This window comes from Streptomyces sp. NPDC127097, assembly GCF_042724075.1.
Lineage (GTDB): Bacteria > Actinomycetota > Actinomycetes > Streptomycetales > Streptomycetaceae > Streptomyces.
In genome coordinates this window covers 68,545-89,933 of record NZ_JBHXFI010000032.1, presented here as the reverse complement: position 1 = coordinate 89,933, position 21,389 = coordinate 68,545, and the positions used below count along the sequence as shown (strand labels likewise).

Here is a 21,389-nt window from a genome sequence, read left to right as displayed (position 1 = left end):
ACGGTCCACCTCCAACACTCCAACCTGCTGTGCCTATAGGATTGTAGAGTGGTGTTTTTGTTTGCGGGGGTGGTGGGGGGCCGGGGGGGGGGGGGGGCCGGGTCGCCGCCCCGGGGCCGTCCGCCGTACGCGACCGGGCCGGGCCCGCCGCCCTCGCTGGGGTGACGGGCCCGGCCCGGTGAGGTGTCCGGTGCTCCGGTGTCAGGCCGTGCCGCCGCGGCGTTCATCGGCCTCGGCCTGCTTGGCCTGGACGTCGGGGTCCAGCGCGGCGCCCTCGCTGCCATCGACCGCGCTCAGCCGGCCGCGGTCGCTGACCTCCGTGGGAGCCGGCGGCTCGACCAGCCAGTCCGGGTTGGCCTGCTTGTCCCACCACTTCCAGGCGGCGATCGCCGCGCCGGCCAGGATGCCCAGCACGGTGAGGCGCTTGGCGGCCTTGCCGCACTTGGCCCGGCGGCTGTGCTTCTTCTGGAGCTTGGCGATCTCGGCGGCCGTCACCTGGCCGCGGAGCGCGGCGATCGCGGCGGTACCGCGGGCGACCGCCTCCTCGCGAACCGGCTCGGCCGCGGCACGGGCGTGGGTCACCGCGTGCTCCAGCCGCGGTGCCGTGTAATCGGCAGCCTGGCGGGCCGCCTTACGGGTCCGGCAGGCGGCCCGGGTCGCCGCGGCGTCCACCTTGGGCGGCAGGCTGCCTCGGGCGTGCTCGATGCGCGGGTGCAGATGCGCGTCGTACTGCGCACGTGCCTGATGAGCGGCCTCGGCCACCTTCGGAGCGGCGCGCGTGCGCGCCTCGTGAGCGAAGTGCACGGCGGCTTCCTTGGCCGTACCGGCATACGGAGCCACCACCTCCGCGGCGTGCCGCACGCTGTCCTTGGCCGTATCGGTCGCGGCGCGCACGCTTTTCTTGCGGGTCACGGGATCCTCCTCCTCGGTGGCGTGTCCGGGGCTTGGGGGTTGGTCCCCCGTGTCTTCTCTGTCGCCTGTCCACCCGTTTGAAGATCATGCCCGCTCATGCGTCGTACGGCATGTGCGAGCGGGCATCCGGGTCATTGCGGACCTTCCGGAGTCTTGTTGACGACAATGCCACGAATTGCCGCTCCGGGCGCTGGAAATCCGCACGAAAACCGGCAAGAGGTGCGGGCTGTGCGGCGCGCACGGGCCGCGCGGAGGGCTTCGGCGGGCCGGTTCGTGCGAGGATCGGGATCCGTCAGTGAAGACTTATGGAAGGTAGAACGTGGCTGAGCAGCTCTACGCCACCCTGAAGACGAACCAGGGCGACATCGAGATTCGGCTCCTGCCGAACCATGCACCGAAGACGGTCAAGAACTTCGTCGAGCTCGCCAAGGGTGAGCGGGAGTGGACCCACCCGGCGACGGGCAAGAAGTCCACGGACCGGCTCTACGACGGCACCGTCTTCCACCGGGTGATCAGCGGCTTCATGATCCAGGGCGGCGACCCGCTGGGCAACGGCACCGGCGGCCCCGGCTACGAGTTCGGGGACGAGTTCCACCCCGACCTGGCCTTCAACAAGCCGTACCTGCTGGCCATGGCCAACGCCGGGCCGGGCACCAACGGCTCGCAGTTCTTCATCACCGTCGGGGCCACCGCGTGGCTGACCGGCAAGCACACCATCTTCGGTGAGGTCAGCAACGAGGCGAGCAAGAAGGTCGTCGACGCCATCGCCGCCACCCAGACCAACCCGCGCACCGACCGTCCGGTCCAGGACGTCGTGATCGAGTCGGTGGCCATCGAGACCCGCTGACCCGCGTCGCCGGACCCGGACGGATCCGGGGAACCATTGCGCCCCGCCCGGTCGTACATCAGGCGGGGCGCGACGCTCGTCCACGGGGCGGAGGCCGGGCGGAAAAGGCGAAGCGCTGACGCGCCCCGGACGGAGAGGACGAGGGGACGGATGGACCAGGTGCCAGGCAGCCCGAAGGAGCCGCAGGACGCGCGGGATGACGATGGCCTGCCGGGCTGCCACCGCCACCCGGATCGCCCCACCGGCATCCGCTGCACCCGCTGTGACCGGCCCATATGCCCCGAGTGCATGGTCAGTGCCTCGGTCGGCTTCCAGTGCCCGGAGTGCGTGCGGAGCGGTGGCGGCAGCGGTCACGCACCGCAGGCCGCCGCGCCGCGCACGATCGCGGGCGGCACGATCGCGGCCGATCCGCGGCTGATCACCAAGATCCTGCTGGGCCTCAACGCGGCCGTGTTCGTCGCCGTGTGGGCGACGGGCGGTGACCTGAGCCCACTGGTCGACCGGCTCGATCTGCTCGGGCTCGCCGCCGACCCGAACCGGTATCAGCTCATCGGTGTCGCCGAGGGCGAGTGGTACCGCCTGCTGACCGCGATGTTCCTGCACCAGCAGATCGCGCACTTCGCGTTCAACATGCTCTCGCTGTGGTGGCTGGGCCCACCGCTGGAGGCGGCGCTCGGCCGGCTGCGGTTCATCGCGCTCTATCTGCTCGCCGGCCTGGGCGGCAGCGCCCTGTCCTATCTCCTCGCCGCGCCGGGCCAGCCCTCGCTGGGCGCCTCCGGCGCGATCTTCGGGCTGCTCGGTGCGACGGCCGTGCTCCTGCGGCGGCTGAATTACGACATGAAGCCGGTGCTGATCCTGCTCGGCATCAACCTGGCCTTCACGTTCCTGTGGCCGAACATCGCCTGGCAGGCCCATGTCGGTGGCCTGGTGGTGGGCGCTGTGGTGGCGTTCGGGATGGTGCATGCGCCGCGTGACCGCCGGACGCTGGTGCACGCCGCGACCTGCGCGGTGGTGTTCCTGGCGATCACCGCGGTGGTGTGGGTACGGACTCTTCAGCTGGTGGGCTGAGAGTCCGTCCCGGCACGTTGTCCACAGTGCGTGGCCGATCTTGTGCAAGCTGTGCGGAACGTTCGTTCCGGTCCGCTCCGGGCTGCGTTTCCCCAGGAAGGAACGGGGGAGTCGAGGCCCGGCGGAGGGTGCCGCCGATCACACCGGCGTCAACCTCCGGAGGGTTATCCACAGATCTTCTGAAGTTTTCCCCGGCTGTGGATAACCGTGTGGATGGCCTTGGGCAGGGCTTGCGCTACTTCCACTGGGTGGATACGCCGAAGCCCACCGCGATGAAGCCGAAGCCGCACACGATGTTCCAGTTGCCCATGGCCGCGACCGGCAGATCGCCCTCGGAGACGTAGAACATCACGATCCACACCAGCCCGATGAGGAACATCGCCAACATCAGCGGCGCCACCCAGCCACGGCCTGAGCTCATCTTCAGGTTGGTGGTCTTCGCCGGCGGCGGCGTGAAGTCGTCCTTCTTGCGGATCCGTGACTTCGGCACGAGGAACTCTCCTGTCGATGCGCTGCTCCCCCGCTCTCGTGGTCGCTCGAGCGGGCGGTGCCCCCATCCGCGGGGGAGGTACGAGGTGTACGCCAGGGCGCGGACGCGGTGGGGAGCGGATTCCTTTCCCGGGCGTCCGTTAGCGTAGTGCTTCCGTGGCGTCGTAAGGAGTAAGGGTACGTTGAGCAATTCCGCTGACTCCCCCGACCGCCCCACCCGTTCCCGCCTGCGGCCCGTACGGCTCCTCACCCTGGTCGTGTTCGCGCTCGCCGGGCTGCTGTTCTGGCTGAGCTTCGACACCGCGCGGGGCACGAACCTGCGCTCGGACGACTCGATGCTGCGGCTGTCCGACCTCATCCAGGAACGCAGCCACAAAAACGGCGCCCAGGACGACCGTAACGCCACCCTGCGGGAAGAGGTCGACGCGCTCGCACAGCGCGACAACGGCAGCTCCCGGGCCGAGGAGGCCAAGCTCAAGGCGCTGGAGAAGAACGCCGGCACCAAGCCGGTGAAGGGGCAGGGTGTGACGGTCACGCTCACCGACGCCCCGCCCAACGCCACCGCCAAGATCCCCGGGGTGCCCGAGCCGCAGCCCAACGACCTGGTCATCCACCAGCAGGATCTCCAGGCCGTGGTGAACGCCCTGTGGCAGGGCGGCGCCAAGGGCATCAAGGTCATGGACCAGCGGCTGATCTCCACCAGCGCGGTGCGCTGTGTCGGCAACACCCTGATCCTCCAGGGCCGGGTCTACTCCCCGCCGTACAAGGTCACCGCCGTCGGCGACCGCGAGGCCCTCACCAACGCGCTGACCGCCGCCCCCGCCATCCAGAACTATCTCCAGTACGTGAACGCCTACGGGCTCGGCTGGAAAGTCGACCAGCACGAGGCGGTGACTCTTCCCGGCTACTCCGGCACAGTGGATCTCCACTACGCACAGCCTGTGAAGCCGTAGCCCGCACGCCGCGGGCGCCGGGGAGGGGCGGGGCCGGATGACGCTGCGGGGCCGGACGACGGTGCGGTGGATCGTGCGGACCCTCAGCGAGATCTGTGTCACCGCCGGCGCACTGATCGTGCTCTTCGTCGCCTACCTCCTCTTCTGGACCGGCGTACAGGCCGACAGCGCCATGGACGGCGAGATCGGCAGACTCCGGCACCAGTGGTCCACGGGCCGGGGCACCGCCCCCGACCGCACCCCGGCCCCCGACGGCGACTCCACTCCGGCCGAGCGGCCCCGCCGCTACACCCCGGGCGCCTCCTTCGCCGTCATGTACATCCCGCGCCTGGGCGCCGACTGGACCAAGCCCGTCCTGGAAGGCACCGCGACCGACGTCCTCAAGCGCGGCCTCGGCCATTACGCCCGCACCGCCCGTCTCGGCGAGACCGGCAACTTCTCCGTCGCCGGTCACCGCCGCACCTATGGCGACCCCTTCAAGGACTTCCCACGGCTCCGCCCCGGCGACGCGGTGGTGCTGACCGACGGCACGACCTGGTTCACCTACCGCATCGACAACCGGCCCTACACGACGCTGCCCGGCGACATCGGGGTGATCGACCCGGTACCGCGGAAGTCCGGCTTCAACGGTCCCGGGCGCTATCTCACGCTGACCACCTGCGAGCCGGAATGGGGCCACAGCCACCGGCTGATCGCCTGGGCACACCTGGATTCCACCCAACCCGTGGCACAGGGAAGGCCAGCGGCTTTGACCGGCTGACCCACCTGGGCCCGCCCTCGCCCCTTACTCTGGTGTCGCAATCGACATCGTCATCGGCATCGGCAAGGGGACAGCGACAGCATGTACGGCTGGATCTGGCGGCATCTGCCGGGCAACACATGGGTGAAAGCGCTGATTTCCCTGGTGCTCGTGCTGGCGGTCGTCTTCGTGCTCTTCCAGTACGTCTTTCCGTGGGCGGAGCCGCTGCTGCCCTTCAATGACGTCACTGTCGATGAAGGGATGGCCGCCCGATGACCGCACGGATCCTCGTCGTCGACAACTACGACAGCTTCGTCTTCAACCTCGTCCAGTACCTCTACCAACTCGGCGCCGAATGTGAGGTGCTGCGCAACGACGAGGTCGCGACGCGGCACGCCCAGGACGGCTTCGACGGGGTGCTGCTGTCGCCCGGTCCCGGCACGCCCGAGCAGGCCGGCGTCTGCGTCGACATGGTCCGGCACTGTGCGGACACCGGGGTCCCGGTCTTCGGCGTCTGCCTGGGCATGCAGTCGATGGCCGTCGCCTATGGCGGCGTGGTGGACCGCGCCCCCGAGCTGCTGCACGGCAAGACCTCGCTGGTCCACCACGAGGACGCCGGCGTCTTCTCCGGGCTGCCGTCCCCCTTCACCGCCACCCGCTATCACTCCCTGGCGGTCGAGCCGGACACCGTCCCCGACGAACTGATCGTCACGTCCTGGACGGAAGCCGAGGACGTCCCCGGCGGACGGATCGTCATGGGCCTGCGGCACCGCGAACTCCCGGTCGAGGGCGTCCAGTTCCACCCCGAGTCGGTACTGACGGAGTGGGGGCACCGGATGCTGGCCAACTGGCTCGTCGAATGCGGTGACAAGGGGGCGGTGGAGCGCTCGACGGGGCTGGCCCCGGTGGTCGGCAAGGCAGGCGGGTGACCGCCCTGCGCCCGGAACGTGAAGGGAGATCCTACGAGCCGAACGAGCCGAACGAGCCGAACGAGCCGGACCGGTCCTCCACTCCGCAGGACCCGTACCGGCAGCCCGATCCGTTCGAGGCGGCGGTGGAACGGCTGGCCGACCCGCTGACCGATCCGCTGCCGGGCCAGGCGCCCCCGGCACCCGCGCCCGGTCCGTTCGGGCAGCCGGGCCGTGGCCGCCGACGGGGCAAACCCGCTCAGGAGGGCGTGCGGCAGGGCTCACCGTGGTTCCGCCCGCATCTGGAGCCCGAAGGGTCACCCCAGCCGGATCCGCAGGCGTACGGCCCTCAGACGGCCGCCCACGGCCAGGCGTATGGCTCCGGGTACGTCCCCCGCCCCGCCACCGCCGAGTCGATATCCCGGCGCGAAGCCGCCCCGGAGGCACCGGCGTCCCCCGCCCCCGCCCCGCGGGTGAGCCCGAACCCGGCCGTGAGCCCCGCTCCGGCCAGGGCCGCTGCCCCCGCATCGCGGCAGGACGACGAGACCATGGCGCTCCGGCAGGCGGAGAAGCCTGAGGGGAACGGCGTTTCACGTGAAACCGGCACGACGGTTTCACGTGAAACCGCGGCAGCGACCCCGGCGCCCGGCGGCCGAGCGGCCCGGCGCAAGGCCGCTCAGGAGGCCGCCAAGCGGGGCGGCAGGCGCGGACGCCACACCGGAGCCACCGCCGCCACAGCGGCCGCTGCTTCCGCTTCCGAACCGGCCTCCGCCCCCATGTCCCGGCTGGAGGCCCGGCAGGCCGCACGAGCCGCCAAGGACAGCCCCAGCCTGATCGCCAGCCGCGCGCTGGGCGAGGTGTTCATCACCCTCGGCGTGCTGATGCTGCTGTTCGTCACCTATCAGCTCTGGTGGACGAACGTGCTGGCCGAGCAGGAGGCGGGCGGCGCCGCCAACAACCTTCAGCACGAGTGGGACAAGGGCGGCGGCGAGAAGAAGAACCTCGCGGACGGTGAGCGCTTCGGGATCATGTATATCCCCAAGCTCGACGTGAAGGCGCCGATAGCCGAGGGGATCGACAAGCACAAGGTGCTGGACCACGGCCTGATCGGTCACTACGACAAGAACAGCGGGATCAAGACCGCGATGCCCTGGGACAAGAAGGGCAACTTCGCGGTGGCGGCCCATCGCAACACCCACGGCGAGCCGTTCCGCTACGTCAACCGGCTCACCAAGGGCGACAAGATCATCGTCGAGACGAAGAGCTCGTACTACACCTACGAGATGGAGAGCATCCTCCCGCAGACGTCGCCGAGCAACACCAGTGTGATCGGCCCGGTGCCGCCCGGCTCGGGATTCACCGGACCCGGCCGCTACATCACCCTGACGACCTGCACCCCGGAGTTCACCAGTACCTATCGGATGATCGTCTGGGGCAAGATGGTCGACGAGCGGCCGCGGAGCAAGGGCAAACCGGATGCGCTCGCCGGCTGAGCAAACATAAGAGGGGTGCTACGCGGTGACTGCCACCGGAAACGACGAGGCATGCGACCGGTCCGCGCCGCCACTCAAGCCGCGCCGGGTGCGCCGGGCCCTCGCCTCCATCGTCAGCGTCATCGGTGAGCTGCTGATCACGGTCGGGCTGGTCCTGGGCCTGTTCGTCGCCTACTCGCTGTGGTGGACCAATGTCCTCGCCGACCGCGAAGCGCACAAGCAGGGTGACCAGGTGCGCCAGCACTGGGCGAGCAACGGGCCCAAGGGGCCGGGCGAGCTGGACACCAAGGACGGCATCGGCTTTCTGCACGTCCCGGCGATGAACAACGGCGAGGTGCTGGTCGAGAAGGGCACCGACTCCGAGATCCTCAACGAGGGGGTGGCCGGCTATTACACGAAGCCGGTCAAGTCGGGGCTGCCCAAGGACAAGAAGGGGAACTTCACCCTAGCCGCGCACCGCGACGGCCACGGCGCGAAGTTCCACAACATCGACAAGCTCAAGGACGGCGATCCGATCGTCTTCGAGACCAAGGACACCTGGTACGTCTACAAGGTCTTCGCGACCCTGCCGGAGACCTCGAAGTACAACGTGGACGTCCTCGACGACATCCCGAAGGAATCCGGCAAGCGCAAGGCGGGCCGCTACATCACCCTCACGACCTGCACCCCGGTCTACACCTCGAACTACCGCTATGTCGTCTGGGGCGAACTGGAGCGGACCGAGAAGGTCGACGCGGAGCGCACACCGCCGAAGGAACTCCGCTAGGCCCGGGGGGCCGCGGAGCTTCCCAGGAAGCCCGGCGCTCCCGGTAAGGCCCGGCGCTTCCCGGCCCCGCATCTCCCGCCTCGGGACCCGCGTCCGCGCAGCAGAAAGCCCCGGCCCGAAGAGCTGCCGGGGCTTCGTGTGCGCCGGGCCGAAGCGGCCGGGCTGCTAGCCGAACGGTCCGCCGATGAAGCCGCCGCCGTCATCGCCGCCGTTGCCGTTGCCGCCCCCGCCGCCGCCACCGATGGTGGTCAGCGTCACGGTGGTGGTCTTGGGGTCGGACGGTGTCGACGGCTGCGGGTCCTGGGCGGCCACGCGGGCGTTGTCGTCCTGCGGGCTGCCGCCGGCGAACTGGATGTTGGTGAAGCCGGCCTGCTGGAGCGCCTTCTTCGCGTCCTTCACCGTCTGGCCGACGACACCCGGTACCGGCGTCTGTGCCCCCGCCTTGCCGACCGTGAGGGTCACGGTGGAGCCGAGCTTGGCCGGGGTGTTTCCGTCGGGGCTCTGGCTCTGAACCTTGCCGACCTGGGTCGGGTCGGTGACGTCCTGTTCGACCTTGTTGACCTTGAAGCCCAGGGTTTCCAGCTGACTCTTGGCCGCCTCGAAGTCCTGGCGGGTGACGTCCGGGACGTTCGCCTTCGGGGACTCCTGAGCGACGGTGAGGACGATCTCCGTGCTCTTGGCCGCCTCGCTCTGGGCCTTGGGATTCTGGCCGATCACGGTGCCCGGGGCCCGGTCGGATTCCTTCTTGACCTGTCGGACGTGCGTGAAGCCCTTGCGCTCGAGGCGTTCGACCGCCTTTTGGAACGAGTAGTCCTCCACGTCCGGAACGGTGACCTTGATGGCCCCGGTGCACAGCGTGACCCTGACCGCCTCATCCTTCGCGATCTCGCCGCCGGGCTTCGGGGTCTGCTCGGTGACCTGGCCCCGCTTGACGTTGTCGCACGCCTTGCGGCCGGCCTCCTCGACCTGGAAGCCGCCGTTGCGACCGGACGCCTTGGCGTCCTTGAAGGACTTGCCGACGAGGTTGGGCACCGATGATGTGCCGCCCCCATTGGTCTTGGTGAACATCGCCTTGCCGATGAAGATCGCACCGATCAGGACGAGGACGGCCGCGATCACCAGCAGGATCGTTGAGGTGTTGCTCTTCTTCTGGCCGCCACCGCGGCGGCGGTCGCCGCGGTCGTCATAGCCCCCGTCGTCCGCGTTCATCGGCGGAAGCATGGCGGTCTGGCCGGCCGGGTCCTGCGGACGCAGCATGGTGGTCGGCTGGTCCTGGTCGTAGCCGGCCGCGCCCATCGCGGAGGCCGCCGCGACCGGCTGGCCGTCCAGCGCCGCCTCGATGTCGGCACGCATCTCGTCGGCCGACTGATAGCGGTAGTCCGGGTCCTTGACCAGCGCCTTCAGGACGATGGCGTCCATCTCCGGCGTGATCTCGGGGTCGAAGTTGCTCGGCTTCTGCGGCTCCTCGCGGACATGCTGGTAGGCCACCGCGACCGGGGAGTCACCGACGAACGGCGGCCGTACCGTGAGCAGTTCGTAGAGCAGACAGCCGGTGGAGTACAGGTCGGAGCGGGCGTCGACCTGCTCGCCCTTGGCCTGCTCGGGCGAGAGGTACTGGGCCGTGCCGATGACCGCCGCGGTCTGCGTCATCGTCATGCCGGCATCACCCATGGCCCGGGCGATGCCGAAGTCCATGACCTTGACCTGGCCGGTGCGCGTCAGCATGACGTTGGCCGGCTTGATGTCGCGGTGGACGATGCCGGCCCGGTGGGAGTACTCCAGCGCCTGGAGGACACCGGTGGTCATCTCCAGCGAGCGCTCGGGCAGCAGCTTTCTTCCGGAGTGCAGCAGCTCACGGAGCGTGGAGCCGTCGACGTACTCCATGACGATGTACGGGATCGAGACGCCGTCGACGTAGTCCTCGCCGGTGTCGTAGACCGCGACGATCGACGGATGGTTCAGCGAGGCGGCCGACTGGGCCTCACGGCGGAACCGGGCCTGGAAGGACGGGTCACGGGCGAGGTCCACCCGCAGCGTCTTCACAGCCACGGTGCGGCCCAGGCGGGTGTCATGCGCGAGGTACACCTCGGCCATGCCACCGCGGCCGAGCACCGAGCCCAGCTCGTACCGGCCGCCGAGGCGACGCGGCTCTTCCATAAGCTTCTCCAGCCCTCTCCGTCAGTCCCGACCGCACCGGTGTGTGGTCCGGCGGTGTGCTGTCCGGGCATACCGTACCCGCCACGCCGTACCGGACCGGGCCGGAGCCGCAACCTGATACGTGACCGGTATTGGCATGATCCGCGTCACTTCTCGCCTTCGAGTACCGCCTGCATGACGCGCTTCGCGACCGGAGCTGCGAGCTTGCCGCCGGCGATGTCATCGCGGAGCGTGTCGGATCCCTCAATGACGACGGCCACCGCGACGGGGGTGCCCTTGTCGGTCTTCGCGTAGGAGATGAACCAGGCGTACGGATTGTCCTTGTTGTCCTCGCCGTGCTGTGCGGTACCGGTCTTACCGCCGACTGTGACGTTCGGGATCTGGGCGTTGGTTCCCGTACCCGACTTGACCACGGTCTCCATGATGCTCTGGATCTTCTGCGCGTTCTCCGGGCTGAGCGGCTGGCTCATCTCCTGCGGAGTGTGCTGCTGAACCACATTGAGGTTCGTCGCCACCAGCTTGTCGACCATGTACGGCTTCATCAGCTTGCCGCCGTTGGCGACCGCCGAGGCGACCATGGCCATCTGGAGCGGCGTGGCGCGGTTGGATGCCTGGCCGATGCCCGCCATCGCGTTCTGCGGCCGGTTGTCCTTGGGGAAGATGCTCTCCGAGGCGCGGACCGGAGTGTAGATCTCCGGGTTGTTGAAGCCGAACTTCTGCGCCTCGTCCATCATCTTCTTGTTGCCGAGATCGGCGCTGATCTTGCCGAACACGGTGTTGCAGGACACCCGCAGCGCTTCCCGCAGGGTGGCGTTCTTGCAGGGGATGTTGCCCTCGTTCTTCAGCTCGATGCCCGAGGTGTCGGGGAGCGTGTAGGGCAGCGGCGACCGGGTGTTGGAGTCGACGTCGTCGTAGAGACCGTTCTCCAGGGCGGCGGAGGCCGTGACGACCTTGAAGGTGGAGCCGGGCGGGTAGGTCTGGCGCAGCGCCCGGTTGAGCATCGGCTCGTCGGGGTCGCTCTTCTTCTGGAGCGCGTTGTACGCCTCGGCGTCCTTGTTGCTCATCCCGGCGAAGGTGGACGGGTCGTAGGACGGGGTGCTGGCCAGGGCCAGGATGGCGCCGGTCTCCGGGTTGATCGCGGCGACCGCGCCCTTCTGGTGGCCGAGACCGTCGAAGGCGGCCTTCTGGGCCTTGGCATCAAGGGTGGTCACCACGTTGCCGCCCTTCTGCTTGCCGCCGGTGAACATGTCGACCGTGCGGCTGAAGAAGAGCCTGTCGTCGGTGCCGGAGAGAAACTTGTCGTTGAGCTTCTCGAGCTGGTTGGCGTCGAATGCCTGCGAGGCGTAGCCGGTGACCGGCGCCCACATCTTGCCGTTCTTGTACGTCCGCTTGTACTTGAAGTCGCCGCTGTCGGTGGTCGTGTAGCCGGTGATGGCCTTGCCGTCCACGATGATGTTGCCGCGCGGGGTGCTGTAGCGCTCGATGGCGACCCGGCGGTTGTGCGGGTCGTTCTTGAGTTCGTCACCCTGGACGAACTGCACCCAGTTGACGCGGACCAGCAGGGCGAGGACGAGCAGGCCGCAGAAGATCGCGACCCGGCGCAGAGGCTTGTTCACGGACGGACCACCTGGGTCATCTCGGCGTCGGTCGAGGGGGCGGGGGCCGGCGCCGGGCGGCGCGCGGTGTCGCTGATCCGCAGCAGGATGGCGACCAGTGCCCAGTTGGCGATCACGGACGAGCCACCCTGGGCGAGGAACGGCATCGTCATACCCGTCAGCGGGATCAGGCCCGTCACGCCGCCGGCGACGACGAAGACCTGAAGGGCGAAGGCCCCGGACAGGCCGATCGCCAGCAGCTTGCCGAACGGGTCGCGGGCGGCCAGCGCCGTACGGATACCGCGCTCGATCAGCAGGCCGTACAGCAGCAGGATGGCCATCAGTCCGGCGAGCCCGACCTCCTCGCCGACCGTGGCGAGGATGTAGTCACTCTTCGGCGCGATACCGAGGATCAGGCGGGAGTAGCCCTGGCCCAGTCCGGAGCCGAGGATGCCGCCGGAGCCGAAGGAGTACATGGCCTGGGCGGTCTCGGTCACACCGCCGTTGAGCAGCTCCAGCGGGTTGAGCCAGTTGTGGACACGCGTCTGGACGTGCGACTCGAAGGTCGCCACCGCGACCGCGCCGCCCGCGCTGAGCAGCAGACCGAACACGATCCAGCTGGTCCGCTCAGTCGCCACGTACAGCATCACGACGAACAGGCCGAAGAACAGCAGCGAGGTACCGAGGTCGGTCTCGAAGACCAGGATCATCAGGCTCAGCGCCCAGATGACGAGGATCGGGCCGAGGTCGCGGCCGCGGGGGAGGTAGAGCCCCATGAAGCGGCGGCTGGCCAGCGCCAGCGCGTCCCGCTTCACCATCAGATAGCCGGCGAAGAAGATCGCGATGATGATCTTCGCGAACTCACCGGGCTGGAGCGAGCCGAGACCCGGGATCGTGATCCAGATCTTCGCGCCGTTCACACCCGGGAAGAACATCGGCGCGACCAGCAGCACCAGCGCGACCACCATCGAGATGTAGGTGTAGCGCTGGAGGACGCGGTGGTCCTTGAGGAAGATCAGGATGCCCAGGAAGAGCGCGACGCCGAACGTCGACCACATCAGCTGGTTGGGGGCCATCGCCTTGCCCAGCGACGGCTCCTGGTCCAGCCGCCAGATGAAGATCAGGCCCAGGCCGTTGAGCAGGGTGGAGATGGGCAGCATCAGCGGGTCGGCGTACGGCGCCCACTTGCGGACGACGAGATGCGCGACGCCCGCCAGCAGGCCCAGCCCGAGGCTGTAGCCCAGCACACCGGCCGGCACCGTACCGTCCTTCGCCAGACCGACGTTGACGTATGCGAAGACCGGAATCAGCACCGCGAAGACGAGCATCGCGAGCTCGGTGTTGCGGCGGCTCGGGGCTCCGATGGTGCCGATGGTGGTGGTGTTGGTGGTGCTGCTGCTCATGAGATCTACGGCCCCCTACGCCCTCACTGCTGGGTGCTGCAATTCTTTTCCAGCTTCTGCTGCTCCTGGGAAGGGGCCTGGCTGGGAGTGGCTTTGGGAGACGGAGACGTGGTCGCCGCCAGTGTGCCGGCCGTGCCGGTGCCGCTGTTCTTGCCGGTGCTGCCGGGCTTGGAGCTCGGCGACTGCGACGGGGAACCGGGCTTGCTCGGTGTACCCGTCTGGCCGTGGCCCGGGTGACGCGCCGCGTCCCGCTCGGCGGCCTCCCGCTGCTCCTTGCTGCGGCAGGCGTTGGCCTGCTTGCTCAGCTCGGTGACCTTTTCGCCCGCTTGCGTGCGACTGTCGACCGCGATCGTCTCCTTGACCTGATTGCGCTGATACGGCGGCAGGTACTTGAGTTCGATCTCGGGGTGGTCCTCGTCCACATCATTGAGCCTGATCCACGCGAGGTCCTGGCTGATACCCCGGTAGAGCGCGATGTGGTCGTCCTTGGCACCGACGAAGTACTGGGTCTGCGTCCAGTTGTAGCCCGCGTAGCAGCCGCCGCCCACGACGGCCAGCGCCAGCGCGATGAACAGTGACCGCTTGAGCCACCGTCCGCGCCGCCGCGGCTTGACGAAGTCCTCGTCCATGAACGCGCCGAACGAGCCCTGCGGCGGCCCGCCGACCTCCAGGTCACCACTGCCGGGCGGCCCGAAGGCACCACCGGGCGCACCCGGGTTGGGGCCGCCGTGCCGGCCGAGTTCGGCGGCCCGGGCGGCGGGAGTCTGCATCGTGCTCGGGTCGCTGAGCTGGTTCTGGTTCTCCGCGACGGCACCGACGATGACCGGGGTGTCGTTGAGCTGGCCGGCCAGCGTCTCGTTGCCGTCCACGTCCAGGACGTCGGCGACGATGCAGGTGATGTTGTCGGGTCCGCCGCCGCGCAGCGCGAGCTGGATCAGCTCCTGCACCGTCTCCTGCGGACCGTGGTAGCTGGCGAGGGTCTCCTCCAGCGTCTGGTGGCTGACCACCCCGGACAGCCCGTCCGAGCAGATCAGATACCGGTCGCCGGCCCGCACCTCGCGGATCGACAGATCGGGCTCGACGTGATCGCCGCTGCCCAGCGCCCGCATCAGCAGCGACCGCTGCGGATGGGTGGTGGCTTCCTCTTCGGTGATCCGGCCCTCGTCGACCAGCCGCTGCACCCAGGTGTGGTCCTGGGTGATCTGGGTCAGGACGCCGTCGCGCAGCAGGTACGCACGCGAGTCGCCGACGTGGACGAGGCCGAGCCGCTGCCCGGTCCACAGCAGGGCGGTCAGGGTCGTGCCCATGCCCTCCAGCTGCGGGTCCTCCTCGACCATCACCCGCAACTGGTCATTGGCGCGCGTGACGGCCGTGCCCAGGGAGGTGAGGAGGTCGGAGCCGGGGACGTCGTCGTCGAGCTGGACGAGGGTGGAGATCACCTCGGAGGAGGCGACCTCACCGGCGGCCTGGCCGCCCATGCCGTCGGCGATGGCGAGCAGCCGTGGCCCGGCGTAGCCGGAGTCCTCGTTGCCCTCGCGGATCATGCCCTTGTGCGATCCGGCGGCGAAGCGCAGTGACAGACTCATGCGCACCTCACCCGTCGGCTCGGGGTACAGCCGGTCTCTTCGAGCCACACTGCCCACCCTCCGGTCGGGAGCACGCCCGGGTCCGCCGAGTGGACCGCCGCGGCTCGCTCGCTCCGCTCGCTCATTGTCGTACTACTTCCGCAGCTCGATGACGGTCTTGCCGATGCGGATCGGGGCTCCCAGCGGAATCGGTGTCGGGGTCGTCAGTCGGGTCCGGTCCAGGTACGTGCCGTTGGTGGAACCGAGGTCCTCGACGATCCACTGGCCGTCACGGTCCGGGTAGATCCTGGCATGCCTGCTGGACGCGTAGTCGTCGTCCAGCACGATCGTGGAGTCGTGCGCTCGGCCCAGAGAGATGGTCTGGCCTTGGAGGGCGACGGTGGTGCCGGTCAGCGAGCCTTCGGAGACCACGAGCTTCGTGGGCGCTCCGCGGCGCTGCCGGTTGTTGTTGCCGCGGCCGCCTTCCTGGCGGCGCTGCTGCTGCGGCGGCGCGGCAGCCTGACGCTGCGCACGCGCTTCCTGACCGCCGCGACGGGCGGCACCGCGTTGTGTGACGCGCGTGCCGAACAGATCGCTGCGGATGACCTGAACGGCCACGATGACGAACAGCCACAGTACGGCGAGGAAACCCAACCGCATGACCGTGAGGGTCAGCTCTGACATTGCCCCCGCTTCACCCTTCGGCTTGCCGGTAAACGATGGTGGTACTGCCCACGACAATCCGCGAGCCGTCGCGGAGATTAGCGCGAGTGGTGTGCTGCCCGTCTACCACGATGCCGTTCGTGGAACCCAGATCCTGGATCATGGGGGGCGTTCCGACCCGGATCTCACAGTGACGCCGGGAGACACCCGGGTCGTCGATCCGTACGTCAGCGTCGGTGCTGCGGCCCAGCACGAGCGTGGGGCGCGAGATCTGGTGGCGGGTGCCGTTGATCTCGATCCAGCGCCTGGTTTGCGCGTGGGGCTGCGGTCCTGCACCGGGCGGTGCCGTACGGGGTACGGACTGTGCGCCGCCGGGAGGCGGGGACGAAGGCATGGGGGGCGGGCTCACATGGCCGCCGCCGGGCTGGCCGCCGCGAGGCGCCGCGGCGGAGCGCCGGTCGGCCGCGGGGCCCGGCTGGTCCTGCGACGAGCTGGAGGCGAGCGTGCGGCTGCGCACGCGGTACAGGCCGGTGTCGAGATCGTCGGCCTTCTCCAGATGGACCTTGATCGAGCCCATGAAGGTGTACCGCTGCTGCTTGGCGTAGTCGCGGACCATGCTGGAGAGCTCGTCGCCGAGCTGCCCGCTGTAGGGGCTCAGCCGCTCGTAGTCGGGGGTGCTCAGCTCGACGATGAAGTCGTTGGGGACGACCGTGCGGTCGCGGTTCCAGATGGTGGCGTTGTTGTCGCACTCGCGCTGTAGCGCGCCGGCGATCTCAACGGGCTGCACCTCGGACTTGAACACCTTGGCGAAGGTGCCGTTGACGAGACCTTCGAGACGCTGCTCGAAACGCTTCAGTACTCCCACGGGGCACCTCCTTCCTCAGTCTTCGTCGGGGTCGTCCTGATCGAGTCGTCCTGATACTGCTTACTGATCGTATCCACGCGTCGGGAAATCGGCTGGTTCCCCTTTCCCGCCTAGAGGACGAGTGTCGCCCCTCACAGGGTTGCCCGGTGCTTGCTTTGCTCCTTGCCCACTGCTCGTGCACTGCGATCGTAGATGTGCCCCGAAGACAGTGTCCCGCAACCGCCGACCACTCCGGCCGGGCGGGGGCCGGAGTCGGACATGACGCGGGACCGGCCCGGTCGGCCGGCCCCGAGGCGGACCGGACGGCCCGCACCCTGATTGCGGCTACCGCGAGTGTGACCCCTAGGGGCAGCGCGCGGCGAATGCCCGGGGTGAGGCGGGGTGCCGCCCGGGTTGCGGCAGGGCGGGGACCGGGGAAAAGGCGTGTGAAGGCACCCCCGACAGCGTGCTAGTGTTCTGGATGTCGGAAGGCGCCCGAACAAGACCCGGACGAAACAGCCCGGATCATGTGAGAGCATCGAACGGCAGCACCCATGCGCGGGTGGCGGAATAGGCAGACGCGCTGGATTCAGGTTCCAGTGCCCGAAAGGGCGTGGGGGTTCAACTCCCCCCTCGCGCACAGATGAGACCCCCGGTCTCCGGAGAAATCCGGCGACCGGGGGTCTTTCGTTGCGTTCGTCACTTGTTGCCCATGTCACGGGTACGGGCCGCCGTCGGCAGCCCTCGGCCGGGCCTGTTGAGGGCTACGTCACATCCGCGCCCTCCACCGCCCTCGCCGGGCCCGTTGCCTCCCGCGCCGTCGCTTCCGTCACCCGGCGATCTCGGTGACGACCGTACGGAAGGCGCGGACCCGGGCGTTTTCCCGGGCGGTGTGGTGGACCAGGCCCAGGACCGAGCCCGGCAGGCCGGTGACGGGGACGAAGACGAGGTCGTGGCGGCCGTGGTAGTCGGCGGTGGGGCGGCACAGCAGCATGCCGCCGCGGCCGGCCGCGGCGAGGGTGAGGCCCTCCTGGAGCGTGCTGACGCCGGGCCCGGCGGGGATCGGGCGGCCCTGCGGGGTGGCGGCCGGGGCGTGGGCCGCGCGCCAGTAGGCGGGCGCCGGGCCCGCCGGGGAAATCAGCGGGGTGGTCGCGAGATCCTCGGCGCCGATGGTGGCGCGGGAGGCCAGGGGGTGCCGTACGGAGACGGCGAGGGTCTGCTGCTGGGCCGGGAAGACGGGGCCGAGGGTGAGATCGGGCTCGGCGACGGGCAGCAGCGTGACGGCCGCGTCGACCGCGCCGCTGCGCAGCGCGCCGAAGGGGTCGCACAGCGGGATCTCGACGATCTCGGTGGCGCAGCCCGGGTGGCGGCGGTGGAAGACGTCGAGGGCCCGCATGATCCGGTCGTCGGCGGTGCCCTGGAAGCCGACCGTCAGCCGGCCGTCGATACCGCGGGCGGTGCTGCGGGCGCGCTCCACGGTGGTGCGCAGCGCGTCGTAGGCGGGGCGCAGCGACGTACGGAACTCCTCGCCGAGCGGGGTCAGGCGGACCCGGCGGCTGGTGCGGTCCACGAGGCGGGCGCCGATCCGGGACTCCAGGGCGCGCAGCAGCTGGCTGACGCGGCTCTGCGAGACATACAGCCGCTCACCGGTGCGGCCGAAGTGCAGCTCCTCGGAGAGGACGAGGAAGCATTCCAGCTCGCGGAGTTCGAGGCCGGGGGCGGGCAGGCCGGTGGTGGCGGCGGGCGGGCCGCTCATGGGTGCCTCCGGGGATCGGGCGGTGGTCTGCGCGGTGGATCGATGAGTCCTGCTCATAGAAGCGTGAGAAGTGGGCCGTTGTTCCCCCGTGAGGGCGGGCGTTGGCTGGGGGCATGACGAACACCGAGGGCGGGGCGATGTCCCGTGGCGCCGAAGTGGCCGCGCGAGCAGGGGAGTCGGAGGAGCCGGAGCGCAAGCGGGGCGGTGGGCTGCCGGCCGTCGGGGCGCTGGCCGCGGCGACGTTCACGGTGGTGACGTCGGAGATGCTGCCGGTGGGGCTGCTGACCCCGATCGGCCGGGAGTTGCGGATCTCGGCCGGTACGGCGGGCCTGACGCTGACGGTCACGGGCCTGGTGGCGGCGGTGTCGGCCCCTTTGCTGACGGTGCTGGCGGGGCGGCGGGACCGGCGGGCGGTGCTGGTGGCCCTGATGGGCACGCTGGCGGCGGCCAATCTGCTGGCGGCGTATGCGCCGAATGTCGTGGTGCTGCTGGTGGCCCGGGTTCTGGTGGGGCTGGGGATGGGCGGGGTGTGGTCGATCGCGGCGGGACTCGCGGTGCGGCTGGTGCCCGCGCGGAGCGTGGCGACGGCGACGTCACTGATCTTCAGCGGGGTCGCGGCGGCGTCCGTACTGGGGGTGCCGGCCGGCACCTTCCTGGGCGAACTGGGCGGCCGGCGCGCCGCGTTCGGGGCGATGGCCGTGGTCTGCGGGGCGGTCGCGGTCGCGCTGGCCGTACTGCTGCCACCACTGCCGGAGGCCGCCGCGGTGCGGCTGAACGGGGTGCTGGCGGTGCTGCGCGGCGCCCCCGTACGGACCGGACTCGTCCTGGTGGCGCTCCTGGTGACCGGGCACTTCGCCGCGTACACCTATGTGCGGCCGGTGCTCGAGGAGGTGGCCGGCGCGGACGCCGGGCAGATCAGCACGCTGCTGCTGGCTTTCGGCCTCGCGGGACTGGCCGGGAACTTCCTGGCCGGCGCCGGGGCGGCGCGGTCGCCGCGGGCGGCATTGCTGGTGATCTGCGGGGTGCTCGCGGGGGCGGTGTTGCTGATGCCGCTGCTGGGACGCGGTGCCGGGGTACCGGGTGCGGCTCTGGTGGTGACCGTATGGGGGCTGGCCTACGGGGGCGTTTCGGTCAGCACGCAGACCTGGCTGATGACGGCCGCTCCACGGGCCCGTGAGACGGCCTCCGCGCTGTTCGTGGCGGTGTTCAACGGGGCCATCGCGCTCGGGGCGCTGGCCGGCGGGCGGGCCGCGGACGGCTGGGGCGTGACCGGTGTGCTGTGGCTGGGCGGGGGGCTCGCCGTGGGGGCGCTGGTGGCGGTGGCGGTGGGGAGGGGGCCGGTGCGGGGGGTGTGATCGTGGCCGGTGTGAGGCCGCGGGTGCGGGGCTGGGGCGAGGGCGGAGGGGCCGGGGCCGGTGCCCCCGGTGCGGGCGCGAGCTGGGGGCCGCCCTCCCGGCGGGTGCCCGCCGGGAGGTGGCTGCACCGGGCGCGCGCAGCCGTGCCGTCCGCCCGCGCCCCGCCCGCGCCCCGCTCCGGTGTCCCGGCCGGGCTCAGGCGGCCAGGCGCGCGACGAGGGCCTTGGCCTTGGCCGCCGCGTCCTCGTGGGCCTTGTCGCGGGAGGTCTCGTACAGCGGGACAAGCTCGGACATCGCCGGGTTGTTCGGGGCCATGGTCAGCTCCGGGACGATGAAGTCGACGTCCAGGCCCAGCCCGCCGTTCAGCACGGCCGCCAGGTAGTTCTGGACGTACTCGAAGGGCTCACGGGGCGTGCCCGGCGCGTAGGAACCGCCACGGCTGGCGACGACGGTGACCGGGGTGCCCTTGGCCGACGGCTGCTCACCCGCGGTACGTCCCATGATGATCACCTGGTCGAGCCACGCCTTGAGCGTGGAGGGGATCGTGAAGTTGTACATCGGCGCGCCGATGACGATCGCGTCGGCCCGCTCCAGCTCCTCGACGAGCTCGATGCGCAGTGCGAAGGCCGCCTGCTGCTCCGGGGTGTGGGCGGCCGGGTCGGAGAAGGCGGCGGAGGCGCCGGCACCGTCGAGGTGCGGCAGCGGATCGGCGGCCAGGTCGCGGTGGATCACGGTGCCGTCGGGGTGCTGGTCCTCCCACGCCTTGCGGAAGGCCGCGGTGACGGAACGGGAGGCGGAGCCGCCCTCGGGAAAGACGGACGAGTCGATGAGCAGAAGCGTGGCCATGGGATCGGTCCTTCGACAGGCGGCCGGGCGGCGCTCGACCACTGATTGAATTCCGTACGTGACTATTGATAGCACAGGAACTTACTTTTCCGCAGCAGCCAACGGGAAGGCGGTACTCTGGGTGTATGGCGGACCACGGCGAGGCGATGTGCAGGCAGGTCGACGGCAAGATGACGCGCGTCTTCGAGCTGTTCGGGAAGCGCTGGACGGGTCTGATCGTCGCCACCCTGATGCCGGGCCCGGTGCACTTCGCCGATCTGCGGCGGGCCATCCCGGGGATCAGTGAGCGGATGCTCTCCGACCGCCTCATGGAGCTGGCCTCGACCGGCCTGGTCGTCCGCGAGGTGGACGCGGGGCCGCCGTTGCGCGTCTCCTACCGGCTGACAGAGGCCGGTCTGGCGATGGATCCCGCGCTCAAGGAGCTGGGGCGCTGGGCGGAGACCTATCTCGCCGACGGCGGGCAGTGTCCGGAGCGGTTCCGGAAGTAGGCACCGCGGACCGAGGGGCCGAGGGGCCGGCAGGCGGGGCGGCGGGCTCCGTCTCTGAGTGGGTGCTCGGGCGGGTGCCCTTAGGCGGGCGCCTTATCCCAGTCGTTATCCCAGTCGTTCCTGGGCGGCGTTGTAGCGGCGCAGATAGGTCGCGAAGCGGTCGAGATCTTCTTCGTCCCAGTCGGCCAGCCGCTCGTGGAACGCCCGGCGGCGGCTGGCGGTGACGTTGGCGAGCACCCGGTCGCCCTTCTCGGTGGGGTGCAGCACCTGGACGCGGTGGTCCTCCGGGTCGACGCGGCGCTCGACGAATCCGAGCTTCTCCAGCGCGGCGATCTGCCGGCTGACCGTGGACTTGTCCAGGAGGTAGTGCGCTGCGAGGTCCGTGGCGCGGCATCCCTGCTGGTCATCGAGGTGCGCCAACAGGGTGTAGGAGACCAGCGACAGCTCGGGATGCATCCGGGCCGCGGTCGCGCGGGCCCGCCGGGCGAACGCGGTCATCTCCTGCTGGATGGTCTCGACGGAGTCCTCGCGGTGAGCCACGG

The 21,389-nt window shown here is 69.9% G+C and carries 21 protein-coding genes and 1 tRNA gene; 11 read left to right on the top strand and 11 right to left on the bottom strand.

From position 1 onward, the window contains the following. Positions 1 to 201: 201 nt before the first annotated feature. On the bottom strand, positions 202 to 912 hold the full coding sequence (locus ACFWJW_RS23630) for a DUF5324 family protein (protein WP_387244737.1): 711 nt from the start codon (positions 910 to 912) through the stop codon (positions 202 to 204). Between the two features lie 319 nt (positions 913 to 1,231). Between ACFWJW_RS23630 and ACFWJW_RS23625 the strand changes: the two genes are divergently transcribed. Together ACFWJW_RS23625 and ACFWJW_RS23620 are read left to right on the top strand one after the other, a co-directional pair. Then, positions 1,232 to 1,759: a peptidylprolyl isomerase gene (locus tag ACFWJW_RS23625; protein WP_387244734.1), complete on the top strand. Its 528-nt coding sequence runs from the start codon at positions 1,232 to 1,234 to the stop codon at positions 1,757 to 1,759. Between the two features lie 150 nt (positions 1,760 to 1,909). Further along, positions 1,910 to 2,827, top strand: a complete 918-nt coding sequence (locus ACFWJW_RS23620; RefSeq protein WP_387244731.1) for a rhomboid family intramembrane serine protease — start codon at positions 1,910 to 1,912, stop codon at positions 2,825 to 2,827. Between the two features lie 235 nt (positions 2,828 to 3,062). Here ACFWJW_RS23620 and crgA read toward each other — a convergent pair whose 3' ends face one another. Further along, the gene (crgA, locus tag ACFWJW_RS23615; RefSeq protein ID WP_387244728.1) at positions 3,063 to 3,317 is read right to left on the bottom strand and encodes a cell division protein CrgA; all 255 of its coding nucleotides are present in this window, start codon (positions 3,315 to 3,317) and stop codon (positions 3,063 to 3,065) included. Between the two features lie 181 nt (positions 3,318 to 3,498). Between crgA and ACFWJW_RS23610 the strand changes: the two genes are divergently transcribed. The 6 genes from ACFWJW_RS23610 (at position 3,499) to ACFWJW_RS23585 (ending at position 8,175) form a co-directional block, all read left to right on the top strand. Further along, positions 3,499 to 4,269: a DUF881 domain-containing protein gene (locus ACFWJW_RS23610; protein WP_387244725.1), complete on the top strand. Its 771-nt coding sequence runs from the start codon at positions 3,499 to 3,501 to the stop codon at positions 4,267 to 4,269. 37 nt (positions 4,270 to 4,306) lie between these two features. Further along, positions 4,307 to 5,029 (top strand): class E sortase, encoded by a 723-nt coding sequence (locus ACFWJW_RS23605; RefSeq protein ID WP_387244722.1) that lies wholly within the window; start codon positions 4,307 to 4,309, stop codon positions 5,027 to 5,029. Positions 5,030 to 5,110: 81 nt separating this feature from the next. After that, entirely contained in the window at positions 5,111 to 5,284 is a 174-nt protein-coding gene (locus ACFWJW_RS23600) for a hypothetical protein (RefSeq protein WP_018092075.1), read from the top strand. Next, positions 5,281 to 5,937 carry an aminodeoxychorismate/anthranilate synthase component II gene (locus tag ACFWJW_RS23595; RefSeq protein WP_387244719.1) on the top strand — a complete coding sequence of 219 codons (657 nt, stop codon included), beginning with the start codon at positions 5,281 to 5,283 and terminating at the stop codon, positions 5,935 to 5,937. Before ACFWJW_RS23600 ends, ACFWJW_RS23595 begins: the two co-directional genes overlap by 4 nt. Then, positions 5,934 to 7,409: a class E sortase gene (locus ACFWJW_RS23590; RefSeq protein WP_387244717.1), complete on the top strand. Its 1,476-nt coding sequence runs from the start codon at positions 5,934 to 5,936 to the stop codon at positions 7,407 to 7,409. The genes ACFWJW_RS23595 and ACFWJW_RS23590 overlap by 4 nt, the downstream gene beginning before the upstream one ends. A gap of 25 nt (positions 7,410 to 7,434) precedes the next feature. Beyond that, positions 7,435 to 8,175 carry a class E sortase gene (locus ACFWJW_RS23585; RefSeq protein WP_387244714.1) on the top strand — a complete coding sequence of 247 codons (741 nt, stop codon included), beginning with the start codon at positions 7,435 to 7,437 and terminating at the stop codon, positions 8,173 to 8,175. Positions 8,176 to 8,340: 165 nt separating this feature from the next. Here the strand turns inward: ACFWJW_RS23585 and pknB are convergent, their stop codons facing one another. The 6 genes from pknB to ACFWJW_RS23555 form a co-directional block, all read right to left on the bottom strand. Then, complete coding sequence (gene pknB, locus ACFWJW_RS23580; RefSeq protein ID WP_387244711.1) at positions 8,341 to 10,332, bottom strand: Stk1 family PASTA domain-containing Ser/Thr kinase; 1,992 nt, start codon at positions 10,330 to 10,332, stop codon at positions 8,341 to 8,343. Positions 10,333 to 10,478: 146 nt separating this feature from the next. Then, positions 10,479 to 11,948, bottom strand: a complete 1,470-nt coding sequence (locus tag ACFWJW_RS23575) for a peptidoglycan D,D-transpeptidase FtsI family protein (protein ID WP_387244707.1) — start codon at positions 11,946 to 11,948, stop codon at positions 10,479 to 10,481. Next, the gene (locus tag ACFWJW_RS23570) at positions 11,945 to 13,330 is read right to left on the bottom strand and encodes an FtsW/RodA/SpoVE family cell cycle protein (protein WP_387244704.1); all 1,386 of its coding nucleotides are present in this window, start codon (positions 13,328 to 13,330) and stop codon (positions 11,945 to 11,947) included. Before ACFWJW_RS23570 ends, ACFWJW_RS23575 begins: the two co-directional genes overlap by 4 nt. Before the next feature lie 23 nt (positions 13,331 to 13,353). Beyond that, a complete protein-coding gene (locus tag ACFWJW_RS23565; protein WP_387244701.1) occupies positions 13,354 to 14,916 on the bottom strand; it encodes a PP2C family protein-serine/threonine phosphatase in 1,563 nt (520 codons plus the stop codon). A 132-nt stretch (positions 14,917 to 15,048) separates the two neighbouring features. Then, a complete protein-coding gene (locus tag ACFWJW_RS23560) occupies positions 15,049 to 15,579 on the bottom strand; it encodes an FHA domain-containing protein (protein WP_042151061.1) in 531 nt (176 codons plus the stop codon). Between the two features lie 10 nt (positions 15,580 to 15,589). Further along, positions 15,590 to 16,423 (bottom strand): FhaA domain-containing protein, encoded by an 834-nt coding sequence (locus ACFWJW_RS23555; protein WP_387244697.1) that lies wholly within the window; start codon positions 16,421 to 16,423, stop codon positions 15,590 to 15,592. Between the two features lie 535 nt (positions 16,424 to 16,958). Between ACFWJW_RS23555 and ACFWJW_RS23550 the strand changes: the two genes are divergently transcribed. Then, positions 16,959 to 17,042, top strand: a tRNA-Leu gene (locus ACFWJW_RS23550). Positions 17,043 to 17,231: 189 nt separating this feature from the next. Here ACFWJW_RS23550 and ACFWJW_RS23545 read toward each other — a convergent pair. After that, positions 17,232 to 18,158 (bottom strand): LysR family transcriptional regulator, encoded by a 927-nt coding sequence (locus ACFWJW_RS23545; protein WP_387244694.1) that lies wholly within the window; start codon positions 18,156 to 18,158, stop codon positions 17,232 to 17,234. 113 nt (positions 18,159 to 18,271) lie between these two features. Here ACFWJW_RS23545 and ACFWJW_RS23540 point away from each other — a divergent pair, with 113 nt between their 5' ends. Beyond that, positions 18,272 to 19,513, top strand: coding sequence for an MFS transporter (locus tag ACFWJW_RS23540; RefSeq protein WP_387244691.1), 1,242 nt, complete (start codon positions 18,272 to 18,274; stop codon positions 19,511 to 19,513). A gap of 195 nt (positions 19,514 to 19,708) precedes the next feature. Here the strand turns inward: ACFWJW_RS23540 and ACFWJW_RS23535 are convergent, their stop codons facing one another. Next, entirely contained in the window at positions 19,709 to 20,359 is a 651-nt protein-coding gene (locus tag ACFWJW_RS23535) for an FMN-dependent NADH-azoreductase (RefSeq protein WP_387244688.1), read from the bottom strand. Positions 20,360 to 20,484: 125 nt separating this feature from the next. On the opposite strand from ACFWJW_RS23535, the gene ACFWJW_RS23530 reads away from it, so the two are divergent. Next, positions 20,485 to 20,847 carry a winged helix-turn-helix transcriptional regulator gene (locus tag ACFWJW_RS23530; protein ID WP_387244685.1) on the top strand — a complete coding sequence of 121 codons (363 nt, stop codon included), beginning with the start codon at positions 20,485 to 20,487 and terminating at the stop codon, positions 20,845 to 20,847. A gap of 105 nt (positions 20,848 to 20,952) precedes the next feature. Here ACFWJW_RS23530 and ACFWJW_RS23525 read toward each other — a convergent pair whose 3' ends face one another. After that, on the bottom strand, positions 20,953 to 21,387 hold the full coding sequence (locus tag ACFWJW_RS23525; protein WP_387244682.1) for a MarR family winged helix-turn-helix transcriptional regulator: 435 nt from the start codon (positions 21,385 to 21,387) through the stop codon (positions 20,953 to 20,955). Positions 21,388 to 21,389: the final 2 nt, after the last annotated feature.

Bases quoted from the DNA above. Each gene is read 5' to 3' on its own strand.
- ACFWJW_RS23620 (WP_387244731.1), top strand. From the start codon at position 1,910: ATGGACCAGGTGCCAGGCAGCCCGAAGGAGCCGCAGGACGCGCGGGAT.
- ACFWJW_RS23605 (WP_387244722.1), top strand. From the start codon at position 4,307: ATGACGCTGCGGGGCCGGACGACGGTGCGGTGGATCGTGCGGACCCTC.
- ACFWJW_RS23600 (WP_018092075.1), top strand. From the start codon at position 5,111: ATGTACGGCTGGATCTGGCGGCATCTGCCGGGCAACACATGGGTGAAA.
- ACFWJW_RS23595 (WP_387244719.1), top strand. From the start codon at position 5,281: ATGACCGCACGGATCCTCGTCGTCGACAACTACGACAGCTTCGTCTTC.
- pknB (WP_387244711.1), bottom strand. From the start codon at position 10,332: ATGGAAGAGCCGCGTCGCCTCGGCGGCCGGTACGAGCTGGGCTCGGTG.
- ACFWJW_RS23570 (WP_387244704.1), bottom strand. From the start codon at position 13,330: ATGAGCAGCAGCACCACCAACACCACCACCATCGGCACCATCGGAGCC.
- ACFWJW_RS23565 (WP_387244701.1), bottom strand. From the start codon at position 14,916: ATGAGTCTGTCACTGCGCTTCGCCGCCGGATCGCACAAGGGCATGATC.
- ACFWJW_RS23560 (WP_042151061.1), bottom strand. From the start codon at position 15,579: ATGTCAGAGCTGACCCTCACGGTCATGCGGTTGGGTTTCCTCGCCGTA.
- ACFWJW_RS23545 (WP_387244694.1), bottom strand. From the start codon at position 18,158: ATGAGCGGCCCGCCCGCCGCCACCACCGGCCTGCCCGCCCCCGGCCTC.
- ACFWJW_RS23540 (WP_387244691.1), top strand. From the start codon at position 18,272: ATGACGAACACCGAGGGCGGGGCGATGTCCCGTGGCGCCGAAGTGGCC.
- ACFWJW_RS23535 (WP_387244688.1), bottom strand. From the start codon at position 20,359: ATGGCCACGCTTCTGCTCATCGACTCGTCCGTCTTTCCCGAGGGCGGC.
- ACFWJW_RS23530 (WP_387244685.1), top strand. From the start codon at position 20,485: ATGGCGGACCACGGCGAGGCGATGTGCAGGCAGGTCGACGGCAAGATG.